The sequence below is a fragment of the Nitrospirillum bahiense genome, assembly GCF_007828025.1.
Lineage (GTDB): Bacteria > Pseudomonadota > Alphaproteobacteria > Azospirillales > Azospirillaceae > Nitrospirillum > Nitrospirillum amazonense.
The window spans coordinates 174,867-198,310 of sequence record NZ_VITO01000002.1 but is presented as its reverse complement, the minus strand read 5'-3'; the positions used below and the strand labels follow the sequence as shown (position 1 = coordinate 198,310).

The following is a 23,444-nucleotide window of genomic DNA, read 5'->3' as shown; positions in this document are numbered from 1 at the left end:
CTCCCGGTTTTTATGTTACCGTTATCAGAGACTCATACGCCGATTGCCCCGCGTTGAAAAGGGACCGGCTGGCGGCATCCCCTGCCCCGGCCGGCCATGTCCCCTCGACGCGGCCCTCGCGCCCAAGTCGCGCAAGAATAAAACCGGGAGGAAAATCATGGCCCTATCCCTCAACCGCCGCACCCTGTTGCAGGCCGGTGCCGCCGCCGTCGCCGCACCCTATTTCTGGGTTCCCGCCCGCGCCGACGATGGCGTCTGGTTCACCCAGACGGTGGGACCCTTCGTGGAAGTCGAGACATCGGCCGGCCGACTCCGGGGCGGGCACGACCGTGGCGCCCTGGCTTTCAAGGGCATCCCCTACGCCGGCCCGGTCTCGGGCAGGAACCGTTTCAAGGCCCCGCCCAAGGTGACGCCCTGGACGGGCGTGCGCGATGCCACCCGCCTGGGTCCGCCTGCCATGCAGGGCCCCGGCACCACCTACGGCGAGCATGAGCCGGCCTACAGCGAAGACTGCCTGGTGCTGAACGTCTGGACCCCCGCGGTCAACGACGGCGCCAAGCGGCCGGTCATGGTCTATTGCCACGGCGGCGGCTTCACCACCGGCAGCGGCGGCCAGCGCATCCAGGACGGCGCCCGCCTGGCCGCCACCTACGACGTGGTGGTGGTGGCGACCAACCACCGCCTGGGCCTGCTGGGCTATCTCTACCTGGGCGAACTGGGCGGGGCGGACTACGCCACCTCCGGCAACCAGGGCATCCTGGACATCATCGCGGCACTCGGCTGGATCAAGGAGAACATCGCCACCTTCGGCGGCGACCCCGGCAACGTCATGGTGTTCGGCGAGTCCGGCGGCAGCGCCAAGACCTGCGCCGTCATGGGCATGCCCGCCGCCCAGGGCCTGTACCACAAGGCGGGGATGCAGAGCGGCCCCATGCTGCGCGGACTGCCCAAGGAGGTGGCGACCGAGACAACGCGCCGCGTGCTGGCGGCCCTCGACATTCATCCGAAGGATTTCGCCAAGCTGCACGATGTTCCGGCGCAGAAGTTCATCGACCTGCAGCTGGCGGCGGAGAAGGGCAAGGGCCCCCTGACGGTGGCGACCAAGGAGTGGCAGGCCGGCCACCCCACGCCCAAGCCCAGCCTGGCGGCCAACCGCGCGCCCAAGCCCGGCGGCTGGGGCCCGGTGGTGGACGGCACCATCCTGCCCCTCCACCCCTTCGACCCGGCGGCGCCCGCGATGGTGGCCGGCATCCCCCTGCTGATCGGCAACATGCGGGATGAGGCAGCCTTCTTCGAGCGCGACCATCCGGAGTTCTTCCACATGGATGCGGCCGGCCTGACCGCGCGGGCCCAGCAGGCCTTCGGCCAGGACGCGGAGCGCATCCTGGCCACCTACCGCCAGACCCGGCCCAACGCCACCCCGGTGGAACAGGGCATCGCCATCGAAACCGCCCTGTCCATGGGCGCCGGCACCGCCACCATCGCCGACCGCAAGGCGGCGCAGAGCGCACCCGTCTACCGCTACCGCAACGACTTCCAGTCCAACATCCCCATCAAGGGCACGGACTGGACCCTGCGGGCCGGCCACGCCATCGACATCTCCATCACCTTCCTGAACACGGAGATGCCGGACCTGCAGGGCGACGGCCCCGGCCTGGCGGAAACCGCCAAGGCCGTCAGCGGCTATTTCACCAGCTTCGCCCGCACCGGCGTGCCCACCGCCGCCGGCCAGCCGGACTGGCCCCGGTACGAGACCAAGGACCGCGCCGTCATGCTGCTGAACAGCCAATGCCAGGTGGCCCTGGATCCCGATGGGCGGGAGCGGGAGATGTGGCAGGCGATGGGGGTGTGAGCGCCTGCCTCAAGGATTGGGGAAATCGGCGGACAGCGCCCGCTCGCGCTGGCCCTCGATTTCCTCCAGCCGCTGGCGCAGCCGCGTCACCACCGCGTCCTGGCCCCAGGCGCCCAGCACCACATGGCGCGGCGGGGTCGCCTGCTGCGCGATCTCTATCATAATGTCGCTGGCCCGCACGGGGTCGCCGGCCTGGGTGCCGCTGATGTCCTTGGTGGCGGCCAGGCGCTTGGCCGCCGTGTCGGCGTAATCCGGGATGCGGCTGGCCGTCTGGCGCAGGGAGCGGCCGGCCCAGTCGGTGCGGAAGGGGCCCGGCTCGACACAGGTGACGCCGATGCCCAGCGGCTCCACCTCCGCCCGCAGGCTGTCGGACCAGCCCTCCACCGCGTGCTTGGACGCGGCGTAGTAGCCGGAACCGGGGTAGCCCACCAGGCCGGCGACCGAGGTGATGTTGAGGATGCGCCCGCCGCCCTGCGCCCGCATCAGGGGCAGAACCGCCCGCGTCATGGCGAACAGGCCGAAAACGTTGGTGTCGAACTGGGCACGGATCTCAGCCTCCACCCCCTCCTCGATCGCGCTCTGGTAGCCGTAGCCGGCGTTGTTCACCAACACGTCGATGCGGCCGAACCGCTCTTGCGCCGCCGCCACCACGGCGTCGATCTGGTCATACCGGGTGACGTCCAGCGCCGCCGGCATGGCCCGGTCATCCGCCTCCGCCACGATGTCGATCACCTGCGACGCGTCGCGCGCCGTGACCACCACCCGCCAGCCGCGCGCCAGCACCCTTTGGGCCAGGATGCGGCCGAAGCCGGTGGAACAGCCGGTGATGAGCCAGACGGGGGTTTCCAAGGCGGGCGTGCGGGTGTCAGCCATGTGGGACGCTCCGGAATGGGATCGGTACCAGGGGCCACCACCCTAAAGCAGCGCGCCGGTTCCCGTCCAACCGGCAAGGCGACATAGGCCTGTGGAACTTCGTTGCTACCGACGGCGCCGCTGAAAGAAATGACAGCCGCGCGATGATATCACTCGGCGGCTCCATCCTTCCGACCCCTACCCCTCTCGGCGTCAAGCCTGTAGGTCACAGACACTGACAGGCTTCAATGACGACTGTCGAGACCAGGCATGGCCGCGATCCTGTCGAGAAGGCCGCCGCAACCCATTGCGCTGGGAGGAAGATCAAATGAACGGCGTGGCCATCCGACCATCCGAACCCCGCGATGGGGCCACCGTCCTCGACATCTGGCGCCGGGCGGTCGACGCCACCCACCACTTCCTGACGCCCACGGATAGGGCGGCCATCGATGCGGAGGTGGCGGGCTTCCTACCCACCGCCCCGCTGTGGCTGGCCGTCGACGCCACCGATCGCCCCGTCGGCTTCATGCTGCTGGATGGCGCGCATATGGAGGCGCTGTTCGTCGATCCCGACCGTAGGGGTACCGGTGTCGGGCGGCGACTGGTGGCCCACGCCCTGGCCCTGCATCCCATCCTCACCACCGACGTGAACGAGCAGAACGGCCAGGCCGTTGGCTTCTATGAGCGGTTGGGCTTCCATCCCACCGGACGCTCCGCCCTGGATGGCCAGGGCCGAAGCTATCCGCTGATTCACCTGCGATCGGGCCGCCCGTGATCAGACCACTGACGCCCGGATCACATCTGGGCGTCACACCTTGGCGTCCAGGAAGGCGCGGATGGCGGCGACCGTCGCCGCCGGCTGTTCTTCCATCAGCCAATGGCCGGATTGGGGAATGACCAGTTCCTGCACATTGCTGGCAGCGGCGCGCGCCACCACCGCCATGGTGGGCCCGAAGGAATGGTCGCCGCCAATGGCCAGGACCGGCATGGTAAGCGGCCCCTGGGCCAGGAAGGCCTGGTCGTCCTTCACATCCTGGTCGAAGGCCTTGAACTGCTCGAACCCGGCATGCATGGCGCCGGGGCGGGCGTAGAGGGCGGCGTAGTGCTGGCGCGACGCCTCGTCGAACCGGCGCGGGTCGGCGGAGAACTCGTTCCAGAAACGGTCGAGATAGATGCGCTCCCGCCCCGCCACCAGCCGTTCCATATCCGGCCCGCCGAAGCGGAAATGCCAGAGCAACGGGCTTTTCAGGATCTCATCCCAAGGGCCGACGCCGGGAATGGGCGCGTCCATCAGCACGAACCGCGTGACGCGGTCACGATTCTCCGCCGCGAAGGCGTAGCCCACCATGTTGCCGATGTCGTGGGTGACCAGATCGACCTTGCCGATACCCAGCGCGTCCAGCATGCCCGCGATATCCTGGCCTTGCGTCTTCTTGTCGAAACCGCTGGTGGCGCGCGCGGACAGGCCCATGCCGCGCAGGTCGGGCACGATCACGGTGTGATCGCGCATCAGGTCGGCGGCCAGCGGCGCCCACATGTCGCCAGTCTCCCCATAGCCATGCACCAGGACGACGGCGGGGCCGCTGCCGCAGACGCGGACGTGCAGGGTGGTGCCGTTGGCCGGGACCTGCCGCGCGTGGCAAGTGGACGGGAACGGCATGACCTTGGCGCTGGCGGCACCGACGCCAAGGCACCATAAGGCGGCCACACTCGCGGCCAGCAGTTTCAGCATGGGGACGGTCCTCGCGAAACGGAGGGGCCCAAACCCCTCGCCTGGTTGTTTCGCCATGCCTATACCGTCTTGCGGCACCTGTGATTGTAGATACATGTCCCGTTTGGACAATGCCGGTGGTTTTTGTTGGCAGCGTAGGCGGCCAGGGGCGCGGCCGTCATGAGACGGCGGCCTTGCCCTGCCGGCGCAGGAAGAGGATCTGGGCGGCCACGCCGATGACCAGCAGGACGAAAAGGGCCGCCTGGGCGCCGAGCAGAAGCGGCGACTTCAGGTCGGTGACCAGGGGGTGGCCATCGGGGACGCGGCGCAGGGTTTCGCTGACCGTCGGCACCATCAGCAGGAAGGCCGTCAGGCTGAGGAAAATCGTCTCCAGATACCTGGCCGCGCGACCCAGGCCGGGAACGCGCCCGACCCCATATCCGGCAAGCAGCAGCAGGATGGTCACCACCGCGATGCCGTAACTGACGGACTGGTGGGCGACGAGGAACACCGTGAGCCCCCCGATCAGCATCGACACGAAATAGATAGCACCAGGTCCGGACCGCGGTACGATCCGCCCGTGGCGGATGAACATGTACAGGGCCAGAGGAATGGCGGGCAGGCTGCCGAGCGTGTGCACCCAGCCCAGGGGCGAAATTCCAAACATGTCGATCTCCATAAGTTCGCAAAGGGGAAATACAGATGTCGTAATAACATCCGACTAGTAGGTAGGTAGCTTGGGCGCGCGAAGACGCCGCCCAGCGTCAGGCGGCGTCCCTATCAGGCAGAAAGCCGGTCCAGCAGGGGTGTCATGACCACCCCGAACATCTTGGGGTCACCGTAGGCACGGGCGGAGAGCATGGCCCCATGGACGGCGGCCAAGAAGGCCTCCGCCTCCGCCCTTGGCGTACCGCTGAGACGAAGCCGACCCTGCTGCGCCCCCCGTTCGAACACCGAGGCCAGCCAAGCCGCCAGGAAGCGGAAATGGGCCCTGACCTCCAGCGCCACCTCTTCCGGCAGGATGGGCAACTCACTGGCCAGCATGGCGCAAATGCAAAAGGACGCGCTGGCGTCGGTGATACATCCCTCCCAATACCCCGCGTAGCTGCGGAGTTGCGCGAGCGGGTCGGAGACATGGCGCTCAAGCTCCGCGATTCCAGTGCGCGCCTCCTCGCGATAGCGGGCGACCAGCGTCCGGACCAGATCCACCTTGTTGGGGAAATGGTGGTGGATGCTGGCCTTGCGGATGCCGACGACCGCGGCGATATCGGCGTAGCTGAAGCCGTTATAGCCGCCCGCCATGACCAACGACCGCGCGCAGGCTAGAATCTCATCAGCGGTGGAGGATAGGGCGGTGGATGGAGTGCTCATGCGCCGAACCTACCTTCTAGTAGGTTTCTCTGTCAAGCCTCGCGGTGTCCGCTATCAGCCACCCGACGCGGCAGTGAAGACCGCCAACTGGGCGGCGAAGGCACGCTGGTAAGCTGGGCGGGCCTCTCCCCGAGCGACATAGGCGGCGAGGTTGGGATACTCATCCAGGATGCCGGCCGCCCTCACCCGCAGCAGCACGGACACCATCAGCAGGTCGCCGGCGCTGAACCCGCCGTCCAGCCAATCGGCATCGCGCAGGTGGCCGGAGAGTTCCGCCAGCCGCCGGCGGATGGCATCCTTGACCATGGCCCGGCGTTCCTCGAACCAGCTCTTGTCCCGTTCCAGGAACAGGACGGTCTGGAGGTCCAGGATGGGCGGCTCCACCGTGTTGAGGGCGGCGAACATCCAGCTGATCGCCCGCGCCCGGGCGACGGGATCCGGTGGCAGCAGGCCGGCGTGGCTTTCCGCGATATGAAGCACGATCGCCCCGGACTCGAACAGGGCGAGATCGCCATCCTCATAGGTGGGGATTTGCCCGAAGGGATGCCGCGCGCGGTGCGCGGGTTCCTTCATGGCGCTGAACGACAGCAGCCGGACGTCGTACCGCTGCCCCGCCTCCTCCAGCGCCCAGCGCACGCGCATGTCCCGCGCCAGGCCCCTGCCGCGATCAGGCGACAGTTCAAAGGCGGTGATGGTGGGATTCATGGGACAACCTCCCCTGTGACTGTACGATATCTTCCGTCGGGCGACGCGAAGTTCCCCACGCCATTGGGTTCCCCACGCCATTGAGCGCCGTCACCGGAACGACGAACGGCGCCGCCGCGAACCGACACCTCCTTCCTCATTTTCCTTCCACGCGTCACCCCCACGCGTCATGCCGCCGGCAGGGCATCCTGCAGATGGGCCAGGAAAGCGCGCACCGCCGGGTTGGCCCGGCGGCTTTCCGGCCAGACGGCGGTGATGTTGTGCCGCTCGACCGCATAGTCGGACAGCACCGGCACAAGCTCGCCGTGCGCCACATAGGGGGCGGCGACAAAGTCGGCGCTGATGCCGATGCCGCCACCGGCGACCAGGGCCGCGATCAGCGCCTCGCTGGCATCCATGACGATGCCGGACGCGGGCACGATCTCGATTTCGCGATCCCCGACAAGGAAGGGCCAGCGCAACATCTGCCCCGAGCTTTGATAGCGGAGCGCGGCGGTGTCGTGCCGCGCCAAATCGTCCGGATGCGTCGGTGTTCCCCGGGCGGCCAGGTACGCCGGCGATGCGTAGCAGCAGAACCGGTGCGGCGCGAGCCGCCGCGACAGCAGCCGCGTATCCGGCAGGTCACCGATCCGCACGGCCAGGTCGATCCCTTGCTCGATCAGGTCGACGAACTGGTCGCTCAGGCGCAGATCCACCACCACCTGGGGATGGCGCGCCCGGAATGCCGGCAAGGCCGGCGCGATCACATGGATGCCGATGGGCAGGGACGCGGCGATGCGCAGGGTTCCCGACGGCGCCGACCGCGCGGACTTCGCCGCCTGCTCGATCTCCTCCGCATCCCGCAGCAGCCGCAGGGCGCGCTCGTGCAGGTCACGGCCCTCCGGCGTCAGGGTCAGCGAGCGTGTCGTCCGGGTGATCAGGGCGACGCCCAGGTTTTGCTCCAGCCGCTGGACGCTCTTGCTCACCGCCGATGGCGAAATCGACAGCGAGCGGGCAGCCGCGGTGAAGCTGCCCAGCGAGCCGACGCGGGCGAAGGCGATCAGCCCGGTGAGCCTTTCAAGTCCAATTTGTTCCTTCATGGAAATACTAAATCGGTTTTCGGCCTGATTGTCAATTCGCGCTCAGGAGCCAAACTATGGCCCAGCTTCGAAAGCACGAAAGGAATGCATCATGAGCGACACGATGAAAGCGGTTCGGCTGCACGAATTCGGCGGCCCCGAGGTACTGCGCTATGAGGACGCGCCCCACCCTACGCCCGCGCCCGGCGAGGCGCTGGTCAAGGTCCATGCCGTCGGCCTCAACCCCCCGGATTGGTACCTGCGGGACGGCTATCGTTCGCTTCCCCCCGAATGGCAGCCGCGCCCCACCTTCCCCTTGATTCTGGGGACGGACATATCGGGTGTCATCGCGGCCGTGGCCGGCGATGTCGGGGATTTCGGCGTGGGCGATGAGGTCTATGCCATGGTGCGCTTCCCCCACAATGTCATGGAGGGCAGCAAGGCCTATGCCGATTATGTCAGCGTCCCGGTATCGGATTTGGCCCGCAAGCCGGCCGGCATCGATCACATCCACGCGGCCGGCGCGCCCATGTCCCTGCTCACCGCCTGGCAGTTCCTGATCGAGCTGGGCCATGACGAGCCGAACCCGTTTCAGCCTTACAAGCATGAGCCGGTGCCGCTGCGCGGCCGGACGGTGCTGGTCAACGGGGCCGGCGGCGGTGTCGGCCATTTGGCCGTGCAACTGGCGAAGTGGCAGGGCGCGCGCGTCATCGCCGTGGCCTCCGGAAAGCATGAAGGCCTGATGCGCGACCTGGGCGTCGACCAGTTCATAGACTACACCCGGACAGCCGCCGATGAGGTGGTGCGCGACGCGGACCTGGTGCTCGACACCGTCGGCGGTCCCGATACCGGCCGCTTCCTGCGCACCCTGAAACGGGGTGGCGCGCTTTTTCCCGTCTATCCCCTGGGCTTCACCGGCCATGGCGAAGCGGAAACGCTGGGGATCACAGTATCGACGACGCAGGTCCGTTCCAGCGGCGCCCAGCTGGCTGAGGCCGCGCGCTTGCTCGATAACGGCACCGTGCGCGTCGTGATCGACAGCACCTTCCCGCTCGCCCAGGCCTCCCAGGCGCACCAGCGTGCCGCCCGCGGCAACATCCAGGGCAAGATCGCCCTCACCGTCGCCTGACCGGAAAAGCGGATCCCCAGGAGTATGCGATCATGCTTATCGTGATGGGACATGTTCATGTCGCCCCCTCCGCGATGGAGGAGTTCGCCGCCGATATCCAGGCGCTCGCGCGGTCCGTCCGGCGGCGTGAGGGCAACCTGTCCTATGCCGTCGCGGTGGATGACCGAAGCGCCGGCCGGCTGCTGGTTGCCGAGCGCTGGCGCGACCAAGCCTCCCTTTCCGCCCACCTAGACGCTCCCGACACGAGGGCCTTCATGGGGAAGTGGCAGGGCCGGATGACAGGCGATGTCCGGAAATACGACGCCGCGAACGAGCGGTCCCTGCTGGACGGGTAATGTCCGGCCATGGGGCCCGGCCATAGGGGGCCGGCCAAAGGGGACTGTATCGCAAGGAAACGGCCCAGCTCAGTCCTGGCGGATCGAGCTGGGCCGTTCCCCATGCACAACTTATCAGTAGGTGACGCGCGCGGTGACGCTCAGGCGCCGGTCGGAGATCGTCGCGGTGCGGGGACGCGTCGCAATTCCGAAATACGACAGCTTGAGCGCGTTGTTGATATTGCGCGCGTCAACGCCCAGCGAGAAATTCTGGGTCACCTGATAGGTCAGGGAGCCGTCGAGCTGACCATAGGGCTGGTCGAAGATGGGAAGGTTGCCGGTGCCCACACCCGCCGTCGTCTCGACGAACTTGCTGCGCCAGTTGTAGGCGAGCCGAAGCGACAGCGGGCCCTTCTCATAAATGCCGATCAGGTTATAGCTGTACCTCGACAACAGTTCGAGCGGCACGCTGGTGACGGGGCCGGACGTCGCAGGGCTGGGCGCCTGGGAATCGACATAGGTGAAGTTCGCCTGGAGTCCGAGACCGTCCAGCGGGTCGGGCAGAAAATCAAAGAACTGCTGGAACGAGAACTCGGCCCCCTTCACCTCCGCATCGGCGGCGTTGGTGTAGGACGTGACCTGGTAGGTATAGGTCTTGCCGTCCGGGAAGGTGATGTCGCGCGGCGTGATCGCCGTCTGGATGTACCCGTTGATCTTTTTATAGAAACCCGCGACCGACACGTACTCCTGGTCCGAGAAGTACCACTCCAGCGAGGCGTCAAGGTTGCGTGACGTCATCGGCTTGAGCAAAGGGTTGCCACCGGTCGCGGTATGGATCTCGGCATGTTGCGAAGGGCCCGGCTCGGTCAGCGTCAGGCTGGGGTTCAGCTGCGAGAAGGTGGGGGCGGCCAGATTGGTCGACGCCGCCAGGCGGAGCTGCAGGGCATCCGTCAGGTGATAGCGCAAGTTCAGGCTGGGCAGGGCCTTGGTATAGGAATCCTGGAACGCGATGGCGGCGTACTGGGGATTGCCCGTCGCCGTCGATCCATCCGGCTGCGCGATCTGGGGCACCTGCTGATAGTACCCTGAGACACCCAGATTGGTTTGGACGATCCGCACCCCGATGTTGCCGTCCAGCGGGATGGACAGGGGGCTGGCGTCGAAATAGGCCGCGCCATATTCCGCATACGTCTGCTGGCTCTGCGCGTTAGAGCCGCTGGGCAGGAAGGGCGGCGCGCCGTTGAGCCCGAAGGCGGTCAGCGTGTTGGCGTAATTGCCGATGGTCTCCAGCGGGAAGGTGACCACACTGCCGAACACATTCGCATCGCCGCGGAAGATGTCGCTCAGGTCGTAATTCTCAAGCCCGCCCCGACCGTTGACGCTGGAATAGCGATAGCCGGTGTCCCGGGTCGAATTCGTCCTGTCCGTGTACCGGAAACCAGCGCGCAGTGATTTCAAAATCCCGGTGTCGAAGCTGTACTTGACATCAAGCCGGCCGCTCTTCTCCTCGCCCACGGAATTGGAGAAGTCGTCGAGGAATCCGTTGTTGGAATAAAGCGCGGCATTGGTCGTCTGGCTGGCCGGAATGGTGGAGAACGATGCCACATCCCCCGATATGTTCTGGTGAAAGACGGTGTTGGGGCCATTGGTGATGACGATGAAATTGCTCTGGCTGGTGTCCGATCGGATGTATTGGCCATCCGTCGTGATCTCCAGGTTCGATGTCGGGGTCCAATGCGCCTTCAAGGAATAGTCGGTCGTGGTCGAATCGCGCGTCGTCAGGCTGGCGTAGGACCCCAGGGGAACGTCTTCCCAGGTGCCGCTGATGAAATCGCCGTTGCTGGCGAATTTGAAGTCGGCGCCGGGTAGCGGTGTGATGGGTCCATCCCCGGTCGTGGCGAAGAAAGCGTTGCCCCGGATGTTGAATTTGTAGTTGTTGCGCAGCACCTCGCCCGTGAAATCCAAAGTGTCCGTGGGTTTCCACTGCAAGGCCACGTCCGTGCCGAAGCGCTGCCGGTTGCCGTAATTCTTGTTCAAGCCGCCGCCGTGCGGAATGGTGGTGAGCTGGCCTGACCGGCCCATGGCGGCCGCCGTCGCGGCATCCGAGGGGTTGACGAAACTGCCGTCGGGATTGCGGCTCTGGTTCAGGGTGTAGAAGGGTTCCGTCGTGATTTGGTCGTCGCGGAAATAATCCTTCTGATAGGCGATGTCGGCCAGCACGCCGATCTCGCCAATCCCGGTGTTCCAGCGATCACTCATCAGCACCGAGCCCGATGGCCCTGTCTTGTCGGCCAAGTCGTAATAATTGCCGGTGATTCCGCCGGCGAACTTGAAGCCGTCGAAGTCGAAGGGCTTGCGCGTGCGGAAGTTGATGACGCCGCTGAGCTGCCCTTCAATCTGTTCGGCGGACGGATTCTTGTAGACGTCGATGCCCGCCAGCAATTCCGCCGGCACGTCTTCGAGGTTGAGGATATCGACACCGCCGGCGGTGAAAATATCCCGCCCGTTCAGTTCGGTGCGCACCTGGGTCAACCCCCGGATGGCGACTGAGCTGCCCTCACCGTAATTGCGCTGGATCTGGATGCCGGCGACCCGCTGCAACGCTTCGGCGACATTGCGGTCGGGAAGCTTGCCGATGTCTTCGGCGACGATGGAATCGACGATCTCCGGCGCGTCGCGCTTGATCGCCTCCGCCGATTTCAAGCTGGCACGGACCCCTGTGACGACGATCTCGTTCAGGTCCCCCTGATCGTTCGCCGAGGCCGTGCCGGCGGTGGCGGCCGGCGTCTGCGCCGGAGCCCCGCTGGCGGCCGTCTGCGCGATGGCGGGTGCGGACCAGATCAACGCCAGCGGCAACGGCAAGCCGGCCAGCAGCGGCATGAGTTTGGATGAATGGCGCCCACGCAACATGTGCGTTCTCCCTGATGATTTTTATGCTCGGAATGATTTTCACCAGTACAATTCAATTATCATATATGCAATACAAATTTTGAGAGCGATTTTGCCGGGGACGCCCCTCAGATTTGGGCCGCCGACGCGCGCCGCGGCGCCGGGATCCAGGAAACCCGAGGCTTTCGAGCCGCCAGAATGTGGGCTATCGATGGAACGCGACCGCGTTGATGATCAGGGGGAACCACATGACCCGAGCGGGCCCTAAAGGCACCTATGCAGCGCCGGCCATAGAAAAGGCGTTTGAAATCCTGGAGATGCTGGCGGAGCATCGCGACGGGGCATTGGTCAGCGAGATGGCGGCACACCTCAATCGCTCGGTCGGTGAGCTGTTCCGCGTCGTCATCGTGATGGAACAGCTGGGCTATCTTCAGAAGTCCGCGAAATCGGACCGCTATACGGCGGCCTACAAGCTGCTCGACCTCGCCTACCGCGCGACCCCGACGCAGAACCTTTTGAACGCCGCCCTGCCCGAGATGCGGCGGCTGGCGATCGAGACGGGGCAATCCTGCCATTTCGTCGTCCCCAACGGCGGCGAAGGGCTTGTCATCGCGCGGGAGGAGAATCCGGGCACGCGAGGGTTTTCGCTACGGCTGGGTGCTGCGATCGACATGCTCAAGAGCTGCTCGGGTCAGGTGATCCTGGCCTTTTCCAAGCCGGAACGGGCTGACCGCATCATCGCCGAGGCGGAAGCGATACAGGGCGTGTCGGCCGACCGCGAGGAATTGGGCCAGCGGTTGGACACCATCAGGCGGGATGGCTTCGACCACCGCAAGAGCCCCATCACCCACGGTGTGACCGACATCAGCTATCCCGTGTTCGGATTCGACCGGGATATCGTCGGCGCGCTGACCATTCCCTTCCTGGCACTAATCGACGGGTCGCAGAAGGTCGACTTCGAGACGGCCCAGGGGTTGCTGCGTGTCGCCGCCGGAAACATCTCGGCGACGCTTGGCTACATGCCCGCCAAGCCGGACCCGGCACCCTCGCGTTGACAGGGGGAACAATACCGGCGACCGAGACCCCTATCGGGGAGCGGCTGTCGCCGGCCCGGGTCACTGCTCGGCCAAGCTGAAAATACGATCCGCCGGCACCCACTTTTGACCCGCCTTGGCCCAAGGCAAGGGGCGCTGGAACGTGTCCATCAGCGCCTCCCAAGCCTGGACATCCGGGTCGGCGGCGTCCGCCGCGGCCTTGGCCGCCGGGTCGTAATCGTCCGTCACCTCCACGATCATCGCCAGCCGATCGCCGCAGAGATGAATTTCCATCTCCAAGATGCCGGCCTGGCGGATGGCGCTGACCACCGCCGGCGGCACCTGGCCGGGCGCATGCCACTGGCGATAGCGCTCGATCAAGACGGGGTCGGATTTCAAATCCAGCATCAGGACATGACGGTTCATGGGCGTCTTTTCCTCCTAGTCCCACATCGGAAAACCGGTGCGCAGGATGCCGGCGCGGGTGAGCACCAGCCTTCCCCATCGCCGCAGGTCGCAGTTTTTCAGAAAACGAGCTTGTTATAAATATGCTTAATCGCTAAAGTTAGCGTTAACTGCCGCGCGAAACAGGCCCGAAGGGCTGCGCCGGCGCACCTTGGGGAGAGGCGCGCATCTTGACCGCCCGCATGAAAGACATCGCGCTGGAACTGGGGCTGTCTGTCGTCACGGTGTCCAAGGCGCTGCGCGCCCACCCGGACATCGGCGAGGCGACACGCCGCCGCGTGCTGGAGCGGGTGGCGGAGCTGGGATACCAGCCGAACCTGATGGCCCGGTCGCTGGTCACGGGCCAGACCTGGACCGTCGGCCTGATCGTCCCCGACCTCCTCCACCCCTTCTTCGCGGGCATCGCCAAAGCCATCTCCAACGACATCCGGGCCCACGGATACGGGCTGCTGATCTCCTCCTCCGATGAGGAGCCGGATGCGGAGCGGCAGCAGATCCGGAATCTGCTGGCCCGGCAGGTGGATGTCATCGTGCTGGCCTCCACCCAGACGACGATGGATGGCCTGCGGGAGATCGAGCGGCGGGGTACGCCCCACATTCTGCTGGATAGGCGCTTCGCAGGTGCCGAGGCCCATTTCGTCGGCAATGACGACGAGGCGGTGGGCGCGTTGGCCACCGCGCATCTGATCGCGCAAGGCTGCCGGCGCATCGCCCATCTTCGCGGGCCGGAAGTGAGCACGGCGGCGGGGCGCCTGTCCGGTTATCGACAGGCCCTGGCCCAGCACGGGCTGGCGGCGGCGCCGGATCTGGTGATGGACCTGGGGCCATCGGGCGACCACCGGGGCGAGGAAGCCGGCTATGCCGCGACACGGCGCCTGCTGGCGCTGTCCCCCCGCCCGGACGGGCTGTTCTGCTACAACGACCCCTCCGCCCTGGGTGCCATGCGCGCCGTGCTGGAGGCGGGACTGCGCATCCCGGACGACATCGCCGTCGTCGGCTGCGGCAATCTTTCCTACGCCGACTTCCTGCGCATCCCCCTTTCCTCCATCGACCAGGGCGCCGAAGCCATCGGTCGGCGCGTGGCCCAGCTGGCCACCAGCCTGGCCGGCAGCAAGAACGCCACGCCGCCACCCCAGGTCGATCTCATGCCGCCGCGCCTGGTGGCGCGCGCCTCCACCATCCGGTTCCCGAAGGAATAGCAGCTTATGGTAAGCCCGACGCGTCGTGACCTCGTCCGCTATGCTGGCGCGGTCTCAGCCCTCACCTTGTCCGCCGCACCGGCCGCCGCCAAGGCGCGCGCCGACGCCGGCCCGTTCCAGCCCACCTGGGATTCCCTGGCCGCCGGGTACCAGGCGCCGGCTTGGTTCCGCGATGCCAAGTTCGGCATCTGGGCCCACTGGGGGCCGCAGTGCGCGCCGGAGTTCGGCGACTGGTATGCCCGCCGCATGTACATGCAGGGGGACCCCAGCTACGAACACCATGTCAAAACCTACGGCCACCCCACGCAGTTCGGCTTCATGGAGCTGATCAACCGCTGGAAGGCGGAGCGGTGGGATCCGGAGGAACTGACCAAGCTCTACAAGGCGGCGGGCGCCAAGTACCTGGTGTCCATGGCCTGCCACCACGACAATTTCGACAACTTCGACTCCCGCCACCATGCCTGGAACGCCACGCGGGTGGGCCCGGGCAAGGACATCGTGGGCGGCTGGGCGGCCGCGGCGCGCAAGCACGGCCTGCGCTTCGGCGTCAGCAACCACGCGAGCCATGCCTGGCACTGGTATCAGACGGCCTACGGCTACGACGCCACCGGCCCCCATGCAGGTCAGCGCTATGACGCTTTCCGCCTGACCAAGGCTGATGGGGCCGGGAAATGGTGGCAGGGACTGGACCCCCAGAAGCTTTATACGGGGCGCAACATGGTGATCCCGGATGGCATCACCGACCTGGCCGCCATGAACGCCTGGCACGAATCCCACGACGGCATCTGGAACGAGTCCGTGCCCCCCAACCGGGCCTTTGCCGAGACCTGGCTGAAGCGGTGCCAGGACCTGATGGACCGCTATCAGCCGGACCTGGTCTATTTCGACGATACCGGCCTGCCCCTGGGCGACTACGGCCTGCGCGCCACCGCCCACTATTACAACCAGAGTCTGGCCCGCAAGGGTACGGTGGACGTAGTCGTAAACTGCAAGGAACTGACGGACCTGCAGCGCCGCGCCGTGGTGGCCGACATCGAGCGGGGATTTGCCGACCACATCGTGCCAGAGCCCTGGCAGACCGACACCTGCCTGGGCGACTGGCACTACAGCCGCCCCCTGTACGAACGCAAGGGCTACCTCAGCGCGCATCAGGTGGTGCAGCGCCTGGTGGATGTGGTCAGCAAGAACGGCTGCCTGCTGCTGAACGTCCCGGTGCGCAGCGACGGTACCATCGATGAGCTGGAACGCGGCATCCTGCAGGAATTGGTCGGCTGGATGGCGGTCAACAGCGAGGGGATTTTCGACTCCCGCCCCTGGAAAACCTACGGCGAAGGACCGACGGAGGTGGCGGCCGGCAAGTTCAACGAGGCCAAGCTGCGCCCCTTCACGGCGGAAGACATCCGTTTCACGGTGAAGGACGACACCCTCTACGCCTATGCCCAGGAATGGCCGGCCGGGAAGTCCCTGACCATCCGCACCCTGACGCCGGCGGCCCGCCCCGTCCAGCGCGTCGACCTGCTGGGCGGCGGCGCCCTGGAGTTCAAGCAGACCGACGACGGCGTCGCCGTGACCCTGCCGGACCAGCGGCCGACCTTCACCCCCGCCTTCCGGATCCGATAAGCGCCGGCCCGATGGCACGGGCGCCAGAGCAGATCGTGTGAGACAGAGATGACATCGCGTTTTCCAGCCGGTTTCCGGCGCCAGGCGCTGCGCGCGCTGCTGGCCACCCTGTTGTGCACCGCATCGATGGCTGCCGCCAGTGCGGGGGAGGCCCAGGTGCCCGCCAGCTGGCCGGGCCCGGACCAGCTGTTCGTCGGCGCCTGCTACCAGCCGATCGACCGCACGCCGGCGCAGATCGACCAGGACATCGCCATCATGAAGCACGCAGGCTTCACCGTGGTGCGCATGGGCGACCTGTCATGGGATTCGTTCGAGCCGGCGCAGGGCAAGTTCACCTTCGACTGGTTCGACGCCGTTCTGGACAAGATGCACGCCGCCGGCATCCGGGTGATCCTGGACATCCCCGGGACGCCCGCCCCCATCTGGCTGCACCGCGCCTACCCCGGCGTCGATATCGTCAACCAGGCGGGTGCGCGGCTGCCGCCGGCGGAACGCTACATGGACAACATCAGCGATCCGGACTACGTGCGCGAGGCCGGCATCCTGGCCGAGGCGATGACCAAGCGCTATGCCCACCACCCGGCGGTGATCGCCGTGGGATACGACAATGAAATCGGCAACGGCTTCATGTCTTATTCCGAGGCCGACCGCCAGCGCTTCATCACTTGGCTGCGCGCCAAGTACGGCACCATCGATGCGCTGAATAAGGCCTGGGCGACGCAGCGTTGGTCGCGCCGCCTCAACGATTTCTCGGATGTCGACTTGCCCCTGGCCGATGGCCCCGGCCCGGCGGAACGCTTCCTGGACCTGCACCGCTATTGGTCCGACGTCACCGTGGACCGCCTCCGGGAGTTGGACGCGATCCGCCGCCGCGCCATGCCGGACCTGCCCACCATTTCCAACCTCTGGGACTATGCGCCGCGCCGCGGCTTCGATTACCTGGCGACCTACAAATCCTACGTCTCCTACGGCGCGGAGGGGTTCTACCCCGCCGACCCCATAAGCGGGGCGTTCAACGCGCTGATGACCAAGGGCGACCTGCCCACCCCCATCTGGTTCAATGAGTTCACCGCCGGCGGCGGCGGTGACTACGGCACACCCGGCCGCAGCCGCATGTACGCCTATCTCGGGCTGCTGATGGGTGCGCAAGGCATCCTGGCCTGGACCTTCAACAGTCACCTGGGCGGGGAGGAGCAGGCCCTGTTCGGCCTGGTCGATCACGACGGCACGCCGTCCTGGAAGGTGGATGAGTTCGGGCGCATCGCCGGGGAGTTCAAGCACCTCTCCCGCTACGGCTTTCCGCGCCACACCCGTCCCGAGGTGGCCATCGCCTATTCCTTCGAGTCCGCCATCGCCTCTCACCCCAACGGGCCGTCCAGCACCACCCGGCAGTATTTCCAGGGCGCCTACGGCGACATGGTGCAAGCGGCGTTCGAGCCCCTGTTCAAGGCCAACATCGATACCGCCATCATCAACGTCGGGCACGACACGCTGGCGCCCTACAAGCTGGTGGTCATTCCCGCCGACTATGTGATGGACCCGGCGTCGGCGAAGGCCGTGCGGGAGTATGTCCAGAACGGCGGCACGGTGCTGATGACCGGCTATTCGGCCAAGGTGGACGAGCATGCGCAATGGTTCGACACGCCCCTGCCTGGCCGCCTGTCCGACGTGTTCGGGCTGAAAACCAACGCGTTCTACCGGTCGGAGGCACCGCTGAGCTACAGCCTGGGGTCGTCGTCAACGGCAGCCACCACTCATTATTATGAAGTGCTGGCGCCGACGACGGCGACGGTGCTGGCGACCTTCGACAACACGCCCGACCATACGCCGGCCATCACCATCAACAAGTTCGGCAAGGGCACCGCCCTGTACCTGGCGACGGAGCCCGCCCCCGCCGCCATGGCACCGGTTCTGGCCTACGCCTATGGCTTGGCGGGCGTTCACCAAGGGCCGCAGACCCCGGATGGGGTTTACGCCCGCGTCGTGGACGGACGGACGCTGTATGTGAACACGACGCGGGAGACGCAGCACGTCGCCATCACGGGCGCCAAAACCGGGCTTGTCAGCAATCGTCGCTACGATGGCACCCTGGTTCTGGGTCCTTGGGAAGCCGAACTGCTGCCCTGAAGGTGAAGCGGCCGCTGGAACCAGCCGCCCGGCGCTTGCCGGGCGGCTGCCGTGGTTCTAGCCCTGGGCGGCCATGCGGCGCGCCACGTCGGCGGCGCTGATGCCCTCGAGCGCCAGGCCAAAGGCGGTGCCTTCATCGATCAGGCGGCGGAGCTGCTGGGTCAGCGCGATGCGGGTGTAGCGGCCGGTCAGCGGCGGCAGCGCGGCGATGCCGTCGGCGATCTCATGGGCGCGGGCGAGCAGGCGGTCCGCCGGCACGATCTCGTTGACGACACCCCAGTCCTTCGCCGTCTGGGCGTCCAGCACCTGGCGGGTCAGCAGGAAGTAGCGCCCCCGGACCGAGCCGATCACGTGCGGCCACAGCAGGTGCATGCCGTCGCCGGGCACGATGCCGAACTCGAAGTGCGGCTTGTCCTGGAACACGGTGTCCGGCGTCGCCAGGATGATGTCGGTCAGCAGCGCGTATTCGCTGTGCAGCAGGACCGGTCCGTTCAGCGCGGTGATCATGGGCACCTCGATGTCGAGGATGTTGGACAGCACCTTCCGGCCCTCGCGCAGGATCTTGTCGTAACCCTGGGGGGTGAAGAAATCGAAGCCCTCGGGATTGATCATGTCCATGAAGGCGTCGCCCGTGCCGGTCAGGATCACGGCGCGATTGTCCCTATCCTCGCCGATCTGGTGGAACAGCTCGACGAATTGCTCATGCGTATGCCCGTTGAAGACGAGCTTGCCGCCATCGGTATGCAGGGCGACTTCCAGAACGCCATTGTCCTTGCGGGTCAGCCGGGCGTTGGGGAAAGCGTCGCGATAGGTCTCGAACTTGGCCATGGTGCTCATCCTTGATCTCAAGCCGTCCGGAAGTGGCGGCCTGACGGATTAGCTAAGCCATCCAACGGCGGGACGGACGAAGGCGCGAGGCGATATGGCTTATTCCAGCGCGGAATACGGGTGGGCCATCGACGCTTCCACGAAGCGGGCGAATTCGCGCGCCTTGGCGCTGGCCATGCGACCCCCGGGGAAGACCGCCCACAGGTCGAGGGCCGGCAGGGCCCAGTCCCCCAGCACCCGGCGCACCGCGCCGCTGGCCAGTTCGGGCGCGAACATCCAGTCCGAGGCGATCGTCAGCCCCATGTCGGCCAGCACCGCCGCCCGCTGCCCCTCGGCCGCGCTCACCTTGACGCGCCCGCGCATGGAAACCGACGCTTCGGTGCCGTCGCGGGTGAAGCACCACACGCTGGGCAACTGGCTGTGGATCACGGCATCATGCCCGGCCAGGTCGGCGGGGCTCTGCGGTTCCCCCCGGCGCGCCAGATAGGCCGGCGTGGCCAATACGGAGCGCGGGCCCGTCGCCAGCTTGCGCGCGACCGCGGATGAATCGGGCAGCGCGCCCATCCGGAGCGATACGTCGATGCCCTCGGCCACCAGGTCGATGACGCGGTCGTCGAGGATCACGTCGATCTCCAGCTCGGGATGCTGTTCAAGGAAGCGCGGCAGCACCGGCACGATATGCAGGCGGGCGAAGGTGGTCGCGGCCGAAACGCGCAAGACACCGGACAGCCCCGCCCCCGCGCCGCGCGCGGCCAGGTCCGCCTCGTCGGCCTCCCGGATGGCAACCTTGGCCCGCTCATAGAAGCGCTGGCCCGCCTCGGTCGGGCTCAGCCCGTGGGTCGAGCGGATCAGCAGGTTGACCTGAAGCCGGTCTTCCAGTTGGGCGACCGTTTTCGAGACGGCGGGCTGACCGACATTCAACTGCCGCGCCGCCGCCGAGAAGGAGCCGGTCTCCACCACGCGGACAAATGCCGCCATTGCCTGATATCGGTCCATGCCATTCCTCCTTGGAATGAGCTTTATCGCCCAGAGCCCACTGCCCCGTCGAGTGTGGAACGGGCACCTATTGGCGTGCCTTCGGATGGGCCGAAGGGGGTGAGGAGATCGAGATCATGGTTCGTTGGCTGATGGGAAGCGCCGCCGCGCCGTCCCTGCTGGACGGGATCCTCGCCTTTCAAATCACCGGCAGCCCGGTTCCAGCACTCCTCGCGCTGGCCGCGCCCATCCTGCGCGCCGGGCTGCATCACAAGGAATCCCGTCATGCTTGAGGTTTATGCCTTCGCCACGCCCAACAGCATCAAGGTGCCGATCGCGCTGGAGGAGCTGGGGCTTGATTATGCGCTGCATGGCGTCAACGTCCGCCAGGGCGCCCAGAAGGCGCCCGATTTCGTGGCACTCAACCCGAACGCCAAGGTGCCGGTGCTGGTCGATGGCGATCTCGTCCTGACCGAGTCCGCCGCCATCCTGGTCCATCTCGCCGAAAAAACCGGCCGCCTGCTACCGGCTTCCGGTGAAGGCCGGGCCCGGGTGTTCGAGCAGCTGTTCTTCCATGCCTCGGGGCTGGGGCCCGCCTTCGGCCAATCAGGTTTCTTCCAGCGCTTTGCGACCGAGCCACAGCCGATCGCGATCGAGCGCTTTCTGGGCGAGGCCAAACGCACCGTGTCCGTACTGGACGGGGTGCTGTCGCGGCATCGCCACGCCGCCGGCGACGCGTTCACCATCGCCGACATCGCCCATTTCGGCTGGCTGTGGCGGCGCGAGTTCGCCGGCGTCGGGCTGGAGGACACGCCCCATGTCGCCCGCTGGTACGCCGACATCGCGGCACGGCCCGCCGTCCAGCGTGCCCTCTCCCGCGTCGACGCCCTGCTGCCTTCCGCCTGACGCTCACTCAATTCCGGCGGGGAATGAGCCCCGCCCCCCCTCACGGAGATGTTCCATGTCCCTGCAATCCAAGCTCGACGCCTTCAAGGCGGACTTCGAAGCCGGCAAGCCGCCCTACAACGTGCCGCCGTCGGTGATCGAGACCATGCGCCGCGCGACCGCCGAGCTGATCGCCAGCGGCGCCGCCACGCGCGCCCTGAAGGCCGGTGATCAGGCACCCCCCTTCACGCTGAACGATCCCGATGGCAATCCGGTCTCATCGGCGGCGTTGCTGGCCAGGGGGCCGCTGGTGGTGAGCTTCTATCGCGGCGTGTGGTGCCCGTACTGCAATATGGAGCTGCAGGCGCTTCAGGCCGCCCTGCCAGCGTTCGAGGCGCTGGGCGCAAGCCTCGTCGCCGTCTCTCCGCAGTTGCCGGTGAACAGCCGCAAGTCCGTCCGCCAGAACGCGCTCAGTTTCCCCATCCTGTCCGACACGCGCAACGACGTGGCCGCCGCCTTCGGCCTTCGCTTTGAACTGCCCGGCTATCTCGTCGATCTTTATAAGAGCCTGAAGAACGACCTTCCGGCCTTCAACGGCGACCAGAGTTGGACGTTGCCGATGCCGGCCCGCTATGTCATCGCGCCGGATGGGACGATCCTCTATGCCGAGGTCAATCCCGATTACACCCGCCGGCCGGAGCCCGAGGACATGATGCCGGCCCTGCGCCGCGCCGCAGGCACCTGAACATACGCCGGCCGGGTCGAAGGCAACCTGGCCCCGGCGCTGTCCTAGTCGAGCGTCTGCAGCAATTTGAGCCGGATCAGGCTTTCTGCGCTGGCGATAATCGCTTCCTTGCCCGACCGCGGCGACCAGCCGAGCCTTTGCCTGGCCTTGGCGCCGCTGGAACGCCGACGGTTCGCGTTGGGAGAGGGAGGCGCGCCGCGGCTGGGTACCCGGGCGGCTAAGTCCCCAAGACCTTCACGCAAGATGGTGGCGACCTCCAGCAGGGACAGCGGTTCGCCGCTCACCGCAATGAAGCGCTCACCAGCCGCGGCTGGCTGGGTCATGGCCCGAAGGTGCAGGTCGGCGACGTCACGCACATCCACCACGCCGAACCACATATCCGGCAATTCAGGCGGAAAGGCGCCATCCAGCAATCCTCTGATGATATTCATCGACGTGGAGAGCTGAGGCCCAAGCGCCGGTCCAAATATTCCGGTCGGGTTGACGACGCTCAGTTCCGGGGTGCCGCTCTCCCTCACAAAGTCCCATGCCGCGCGCTCCGCAATGGTTTTGGACAGAATGTAAGGTTGGTTTGGTGCGTCAACGGGGGTCCAATCCTCCTCCGTATAGACATGGCTTGCCTGTGCCGGGCCGTATCCAACCGCGGCAAAAGAGGAGGTGAGGACAACGCGCCTCACTCCGGCGCGGCCGGCCGCGCGCAGCACGCGCAACGTTCCGTCGCGCGCCGGTATGATCAGATCATTGGGGTCCTCCGGCTGAACGGGCGGAAAGGGCGACGCGGTGTGCAGGACATAGTCGCAGCCTGCCACGGCGTCGCCCCAACCATTGTCACGCCCCAGATCGGCGGCATGAAAGGTGAGCCCATGATCGGGATCCACACCCGCCGCCACCGTCATGGCGCGGACCTGCGGAACCTTGTCGAGATTGCGCAGCGTCGCGCAAACCTCGTGCCCCGCCGCCAGCGCCGCCGCTATGCAGTGGCCGGCGAGGAATCCCGAACCACCCGTGACAAGAATCTTGCTCATTTCGCCTTCTCCTTGCCCTCACATTCGGCCAGACAGATGAAAGAGGACAAGTAGGATGGATTTTGAGAGGTAATATGGAAAAGCAGACTATCGAGCCGCGCACATACGGTGACGAATGCGATGGGTGCACGGGGCCGGAACGGATCGAGGTTATGCGCTTCCAGCGGGCGATCAGGGCCATTACCGGCAAATGGAAAATCGAGATCGTATGCAGCCTGGTCGCCGGCCCGATGCGTTTTGGCGAACTGCGCCGCGCGCTGCCGGGCATCACGCAGCATATGCTGACCGAGCAGCTTCGTGACTTGGCGCGCAACGGCATCGTCATTCGCACCGCCTACCCCGAGGTGCCTCCACGGGTGGAGTATGCGTTGTCACAAGCCGGCGTCGACCTCATGCCGACCTTCAGCGCGTTGCACGATTGGGCCTTGCGCTACCAGGACCGATTGGCGGACTAGACCGATGAGCGCCTGGGTTCCGGCCCGTCCAAAGATGGCCGCGTGTATCTACCCGGTCAGGCCACGACACAGCCGGCCGCGGTTTTCACGCGCCATTGTTCCGCCCATGAAACAGTGGGTGCTAAATTACCCTACTATAGGTCGTATCGTTCCATTGGTATCCATTAACGGCACCGACGCACGTTCGATACGAATGCGAAGGGTG

23 protein-coding genes are annotated in these 23,444 nt (G+C 66.3%); 12 read left to right on the top strand and 11 right to left on the bottom strand.

The genetic code is table 11. The annotated features are described in order from the left end of the window. Positions 1 to 157: 157 nt before the first annotated feature. Positions 158 to 1,852: a carboxylesterase/lipase family protein gene (locus tag FBZ88_RS03560; RefSeq protein ID WP_145615465.1), complete on the top strand. Its 1,695-nt coding sequence runs from the start codon at positions 158 to 160 to the stop codon at positions 1,850 to 1,852. Positions 1,853 to 1,861: 9 nt separating this feature from the next. Here the strand turns inward: FBZ88_RS03560 and FBZ88_RS03555 are convergent, their stop codons facing one another. Continuing rightward, on the bottom strand, positions 1,862 to 2,725 hold the full coding sequence (locus tag FBZ88_RS03555; RefSeq protein WP_145615464.1) for an oxidoreductase: 864 nt from the start codon (positions 2,723 to 2,725) through the stop codon (positions 1,862 to 1,864). Positions 2,726 to 3,032: 307 nt separating this feature from the next. Here FBZ88_RS03555 and FBZ88_RS03550 point away from each other — a divergent pair, with 307 nt between their 5' ends. Further along, the gene (locus FBZ88_RS03550; RefSeq protein WP_145615463.1) at positions 3,033 to 3,479 is read left to right on the top strand and encodes an acetyltransferase; all 447 of its coding nucleotides are present in this window, start codon (positions 3,033 to 3,035) and stop codon (positions 3,477 to 3,479) included. Between the two features lie 33 nt (positions 3,480 to 3,512). On the opposite strand, the gene FBZ88_RS03545 is transcribed toward FBZ88_RS03550, so the two are convergent. The 5 genes from FBZ88_RS03545 to FBZ88_RS03525 all read right to left on the bottom strand — a co-directional run bounded on the left by FBZ88_RS03545 (position 3,513) and on the right by FBZ88_RS03525 (position 7,570). Continuing rightward, entirely contained in the window at positions 3,513 to 4,436 is a 924-nt protein-coding gene (locus FBZ88_RS03545) for an alpha/beta fold hydrolase (protein ID WP_145615462.1), read from the bottom strand. Between the two features lie 157 nt (positions 4,437 to 4,593). Next, entirely contained in the window at positions 4,594 to 5,094 is a 501-nt protein-coding gene (locus FBZ88_RS03540) for a hypothetical protein (protein WP_211102497.1), read from the bottom strand. Between the two features lie 101 nt (positions 5,095 to 5,195). Next, positions 5,196 to 5,786: a TetR/AcrR family transcriptional regulator gene (locus FBZ88_RS03535; RefSeq protein ID WP_145615460.1), complete on the bottom strand. Its 591-nt coding sequence runs from the start codon at positions 5,784 to 5,786 to the stop codon at positions 5,196 to 5,198. A gap of 54 nt (positions 5,787 to 5,840) precedes the next feature. Beyond that, entirely contained in the window at positions 5,841 to 6,491 is a 651-nt protein-coding gene (locus FBZ88_RS03530) for a glutathione S-transferase family protein (protein ID WP_145615459.1), read from the bottom strand. Positions 6,492 to 6,658: 167 nt separating this feature from the next. Continuing rightward, positions 6,659 to 7,570 (bottom strand): LysR family transcriptional regulator, encoded by a 912-nt coding sequence (locus tag FBZ88_RS03525; RefSeq protein WP_145615458.1) that lies wholly within the window; start codon positions 7,568 to 7,570, stop codon positions 6,659 to 6,661. A 91-nt stretch (positions 7,571 to 7,661) separates the two neighbouring features. Between FBZ88_RS03525 and FBZ88_RS03520 the strand changes: the two genes are divergently transcribed. Next, a complete protein-coding gene (locus FBZ88_RS03520; RefSeq protein WP_186464183.1) occupies positions 7,662 to 8,678 on the top strand; it encodes an NADP-dependent oxidoreductase in 1,017 nt (338 codons plus the stop codon). A 32-nt stretch (positions 8,679 to 8,710) separates the two neighbouring features. Continuing rightward, on the top strand, positions 8,711 to 9,013 hold the full coding sequence (locus FBZ88_RS03515) for a putative quinol monooxygenase (RefSeq protein ID WP_145615457.1): 303 nt from the start codon (positions 8,711 to 8,713) through the stop codon (positions 9,011 to 9,013). Between the two features lie 114 nt (positions 9,014 to 9,127). Here FBZ88_RS03515 and FBZ88_RS03510 read toward each other — a convergent pair whose 3' ends face one another. Then, the gene (locus FBZ88_RS03510; RefSeq protein ID WP_145615456.1) at positions 9,128 to 11,902 is read right to left on the bottom strand and encodes a TonB-dependent receptor; all 2,775 of its coding nucleotides are present in this window, start codon (positions 11,900 to 11,902) and stop codon (positions 9,128 to 9,130) included. Positions 11,903 to 12,129: 227 nt separating this feature from the next. Here FBZ88_RS03510 and FBZ88_RS03505 point away from each other — a divergent pair, with 227 nt between their 5' ends. Further along, positions 12,130 to 12,936: an IclR family transcriptional regulator gene (locus FBZ88_RS03505; RefSeq protein ID WP_145615455.1), complete on the top strand. Its 807-nt coding sequence runs from the start codon at positions 12,130 to 12,132 to the stop codon at positions 12,934 to 12,936. Between the two features lie 60 nt (positions 12,937 to 12,996). Here the strand turns inward: FBZ88_RS03505 and FBZ88_RS03500 are convergent, their stop codons facing one another. After that, positions 12,997 to 13,341, bottom strand: coding sequence for an L-rhamnose mutarotase (locus tag FBZ88_RS03500; RefSeq protein ID WP_145615454.1), 345 nt, complete (start codon positions 13,339 to 13,341; stop codon positions 12,997 to 12,999). 209 nt (positions 13,342 to 13,550) lie between these two features. On the opposite strand from FBZ88_RS03500, the gene FBZ88_RS03495 reads away from it, so the two are divergent. Genes FBZ88_RS03495 through FBZ88_RS03485 form a run of 3 tightly spaced genes read left to right on the top strand, consistent with a single transcriptional unit; the run spans position 13,551 to position 18,326 of the window. Next, complete coding sequence (locus FBZ88_RS03495) at positions 13,551 to 14,579, top strand: LacI family DNA-binding transcriptional regulator (protein WP_145615453.1); 1,029 nt, start codon at positions 13,551 to 13,553, stop codon at positions 14,577 to 14,579. A 6-nt stretch (positions 14,580 to 14,585) separates the two neighbouring features. Beyond that, positions 14,586 to 16,199: an alpha-L-fucosidase gene (locus FBZ88_RS03490; RefSeq protein WP_186464182.1), complete on the top strand. Its 1,614-nt coding sequence runs from the start codon at positions 14,586 to 14,588 to the stop codon at positions 16,197 to 16,199. 48 nt (positions 16,200 to 16,247) lie between these two features. Continuing rightward, a complete protein-coding gene (locus tag FBZ88_RS03485) occupies positions 16,248 to 18,326 on the top strand; it encodes a beta-galactosidase (RefSeq protein WP_145615452.1) in 2,079 nt (692 codons plus the stop codon). 57 nt (positions 18,327 to 18,383) lie between these two features. On the opposite strand, the gene FBZ88_RS03480 is transcribed toward FBZ88_RS03485, so the two are convergent. Then, positions 18,384 to 19,163 (bottom strand): enoyl-CoA hydratase/isomerase family protein, encoded by a 780-nt coding sequence (locus FBZ88_RS03480; protein ID WP_211102496.1) that lies wholly within the window; start codon positions 19,161 to 19,163, stop codon positions 18,384 to 18,386. A gap of 90 nt (positions 19,164 to 19,253) precedes the next feature. After that, positions 19,254 to 20,150: a LysR family transcriptional regulator gene (locus FBZ88_RS03475; RefSeq protein ID WP_145615451.1), complete on the bottom strand. Its 897-nt coding sequence runs from the start codon at positions 20,148 to 20,150 to the stop codon at positions 19,254 to 19,256. 116 nt (positions 20,151 to 20,266) lie between these two features. On the opposite strand from FBZ88_RS03475, the gene FBZ88_RS30105 reads away from it, so the two are divergent. Genes FBZ88_RS30105 through FBZ88_RS03465 form a run of 3 tightly spaced genes read left to right on the top strand, consistent with a single transcriptional unit; the run spans position 20,267 to position 21,759 of the window. Further along, positions 20,267 to 20,422, top strand: a complete 156-nt coding sequence (locus tag FBZ88_RS30105; protein WP_186464181.1) for a hypothetical protein — start codon at positions 20,267 to 20,269, stop codon at positions 20,420 to 20,422. Next, on the top strand, positions 20,415 to 21,035 hold the full coding sequence (locus FBZ88_RS03470; protein WP_145615450.1) for a glutathione S-transferase family protein: 621 nt from the start codon (positions 20,415 to 20,417) through the stop codon (positions 21,033 to 21,035). The genes FBZ88_RS30105 and FBZ88_RS03470 overlap by 8 nt, the downstream gene beginning before the upstream one ends. 55 nt (positions 21,036 to 21,090) lie before the next feature. Continuing rightward, complete coding sequence (locus FBZ88_RS03465) at positions 21,091 to 21,759, top strand: peroxiredoxin-like family protein (protein ID WP_145615449.1); 669 nt, start codon at positions 21,091 to 21,093, stop codon at positions 21,757 to 21,759. A gap of 44 nt (positions 21,760 to 21,803) precedes the next feature. On the opposite strand, the gene FBZ88_RS03460 is transcribed toward FBZ88_RS03465, so the two are convergent. Then, a complete protein-coding gene (locus FBZ88_RS03460; protein WP_145615448.1) occupies positions 21,804 to 22,784 on the bottom strand; it encodes an SDR family oxidoreductase in 981 nt (326 codons plus the stop codon). Positions 22,785 to 22,858: 74 nt separating this feature from the next. Here FBZ88_RS03460 and FBZ88_RS03455 point away from each other — a divergent pair, with 74 nt between their 5' ends. Next, positions 22,859 to 23,239 carry a winged helix-turn-helix transcriptional regulator gene (locus tag FBZ88_RS03455; protein ID WP_145615447.1) on the top strand — a complete coding sequence of 127 codons (381 nt, stop codon included), beginning with the start codon at positions 22,859 to 22,861 and terminating at the stop codon, positions 23,237 to 23,239. Positions 23,240 to 23,444 lie beyond the last annotated feature (205 nt).

What these genes read in the sequence shown, in the direction of transcription:
- FBZ88_RS03515 (WP_145615457.1), top strand. Translation starts at nt 8,711, where the DNA reads ATGCTTATCGTGATGGGACATGTTCATGTCGCCCCCTCCGCGATGGAG.
- FBZ88_RS03530 (WP_145615459.1), bottom strand. Translation starts at nt 6,491, where the DNA reads ATGAATCCCACCATCACCGCCTTTGAACTGTCGCCTGATCGCGGCAGG.
- FBZ88_RS03470 (WP_145615450.1), top strand. Translation starts at nt 20,415, where the DNA reads ATGCTTGAGGTTTATGCCTTCGCCACGCCCAACAGCATCAAGGTGCCG.
- FBZ88_RS03560 (WP_145615465.1), top strand. Translation starts at nt 158, where the DNA reads ATGGCCCTATCCCTCAACCGCCGCACCCTGTTGCAGGCCGGTGCCGCC.
- FBZ88_RS03510 (WP_145615456.1), bottom strand. Translation starts at nt 11,902, where the DNA reads ATGTTGCGTGGGCGCCATTCATCCAAACTCATGCCGCTGCTGGCCGGC.
- FBZ88_RS03490 (WP_186464182.1), top strand. Translation starts at nt 14,586, where the DNA reads ATGGTAAGCCCGACGCGTCGTGACCTCGTCCGCTATGCTGGCGCGGTC.
- FBZ88_RS03545 (WP_145615462.1), bottom strand. Translation starts at nt 4,436, where the DNA reads ATGCTGAAACTGCTGGCCGCGAGTGTGGCCGCCTTATGGTGCCTTGGC.
- FBZ88_RS03550 (WP_145615463.1), top strand. Translation starts at nt 3,033, where the DNA reads ATGAACGGCGTGGCCATCCGACCATCCGAACCCCGCGATGGGGCCACC.
- FBZ88_RS03485 (WP_145615452.1), top strand. Translation starts at nt 16,248, where the DNA reads ATGACATCGCGTTTTCCAGCCGGTTTCCGGCGCCAGGCGCTGCGCGCG.
- FBZ88_RS03535 (WP_145615460.1), bottom strand. Translation starts at nt 5,786, where the DNA reads ATGAGCACTCCATCCACCGCCCTATCCTCCACCGCTGATGAGATTCTA.
- FBZ88_RS03525 (WP_145615458.1), bottom strand. Translation starts at nt 7,570, where the DNA reads ATGAAGGAACAAATTGGACTTGAAAGGCTCACCGGGCTGATCGCCTTC.
- FBZ88_RS30105 (WP_186464181.1), top strand. Translation starts at nt 20,267, where the DNA reads ATGGTTCGTTGGCTGATGGGAAGCGCCGCCGCGCCGTCCCTGCTGGAC.
- FBZ88_RS03465 (WP_145615449.1), top strand. Translation starts at nt 21,091, where the DNA reads ATGTCCCTGCAATCCAAGCTCGACGCCTTCAAGGCGGACTTCGAAGCC.
- FBZ88_RS03505 (WP_145615455.1), top strand. Translation starts at nt 12,130, where the DNA reads ATGACCCGAGCGGGCCCTAAAGGCACCTATGCAGCGCCGGCCATAGAA.
- FBZ88_RS03460 (WP_145615448.1), bottom strand. Translation starts at nt 22,784, where the DNA reads ATGAGCAAGATTCTTGTCACGGGTGGTTCGGGATTCCTCGCCGGCCAC.
- FBZ88_RS03520 (WP_186464183.1), top strand. Translation starts at nt 7,662, where the DNA reads ATGAGCGACACGATGAAAGCGGTTCGGCTGCACGAATTCGGCGGCCCC.
- FBZ88_RS03500 (WP_145615454.1), bottom strand. Translation starts at nt 13,341, where the DNA reads ATGAACCGTCATGTCCTGATGCTGGATTTGAAATCCGACCCCGTCTTG.
- FBZ88_RS03555 (WP_145615464.1), bottom strand. Translation starts at nt 2,725, where the DNA reads ATGGCTGACACCCGCACGCCCGCCTTGGAAACCCCCGTCTGGCTCATC.
- FBZ88_RS03540 (WP_211102497.1), bottom strand. Translation starts at nt 5,094, where the DNA reads ATGGAGATCGACATGTTTGGAATTTCGCCCCTGGGCTGGGTGCACACG.
- FBZ88_RS03475 (WP_145615451.1), bottom strand. Translation starts at nt 20,150, where the DNA reads ATGGACCGATATCAGGCAATGGCGGCATTTGTCCGCGTGGTGGAGACC.
- FBZ88_RS03480 (WP_211102496.1), bottom strand. Translation starts at nt 19,163, where the DNA reads ATGAGCACCATGGCCAAGTTCGAGACCTATCGCGACGCTTTCCCCAAC.
- FBZ88_RS03455 (WP_145615447.1), top strand. Translation starts at nt 22,859, where the DNA reads ATGGAAAAGCAGACTATCGAGCCGCGCACATACGGTGACGAATGCGAT.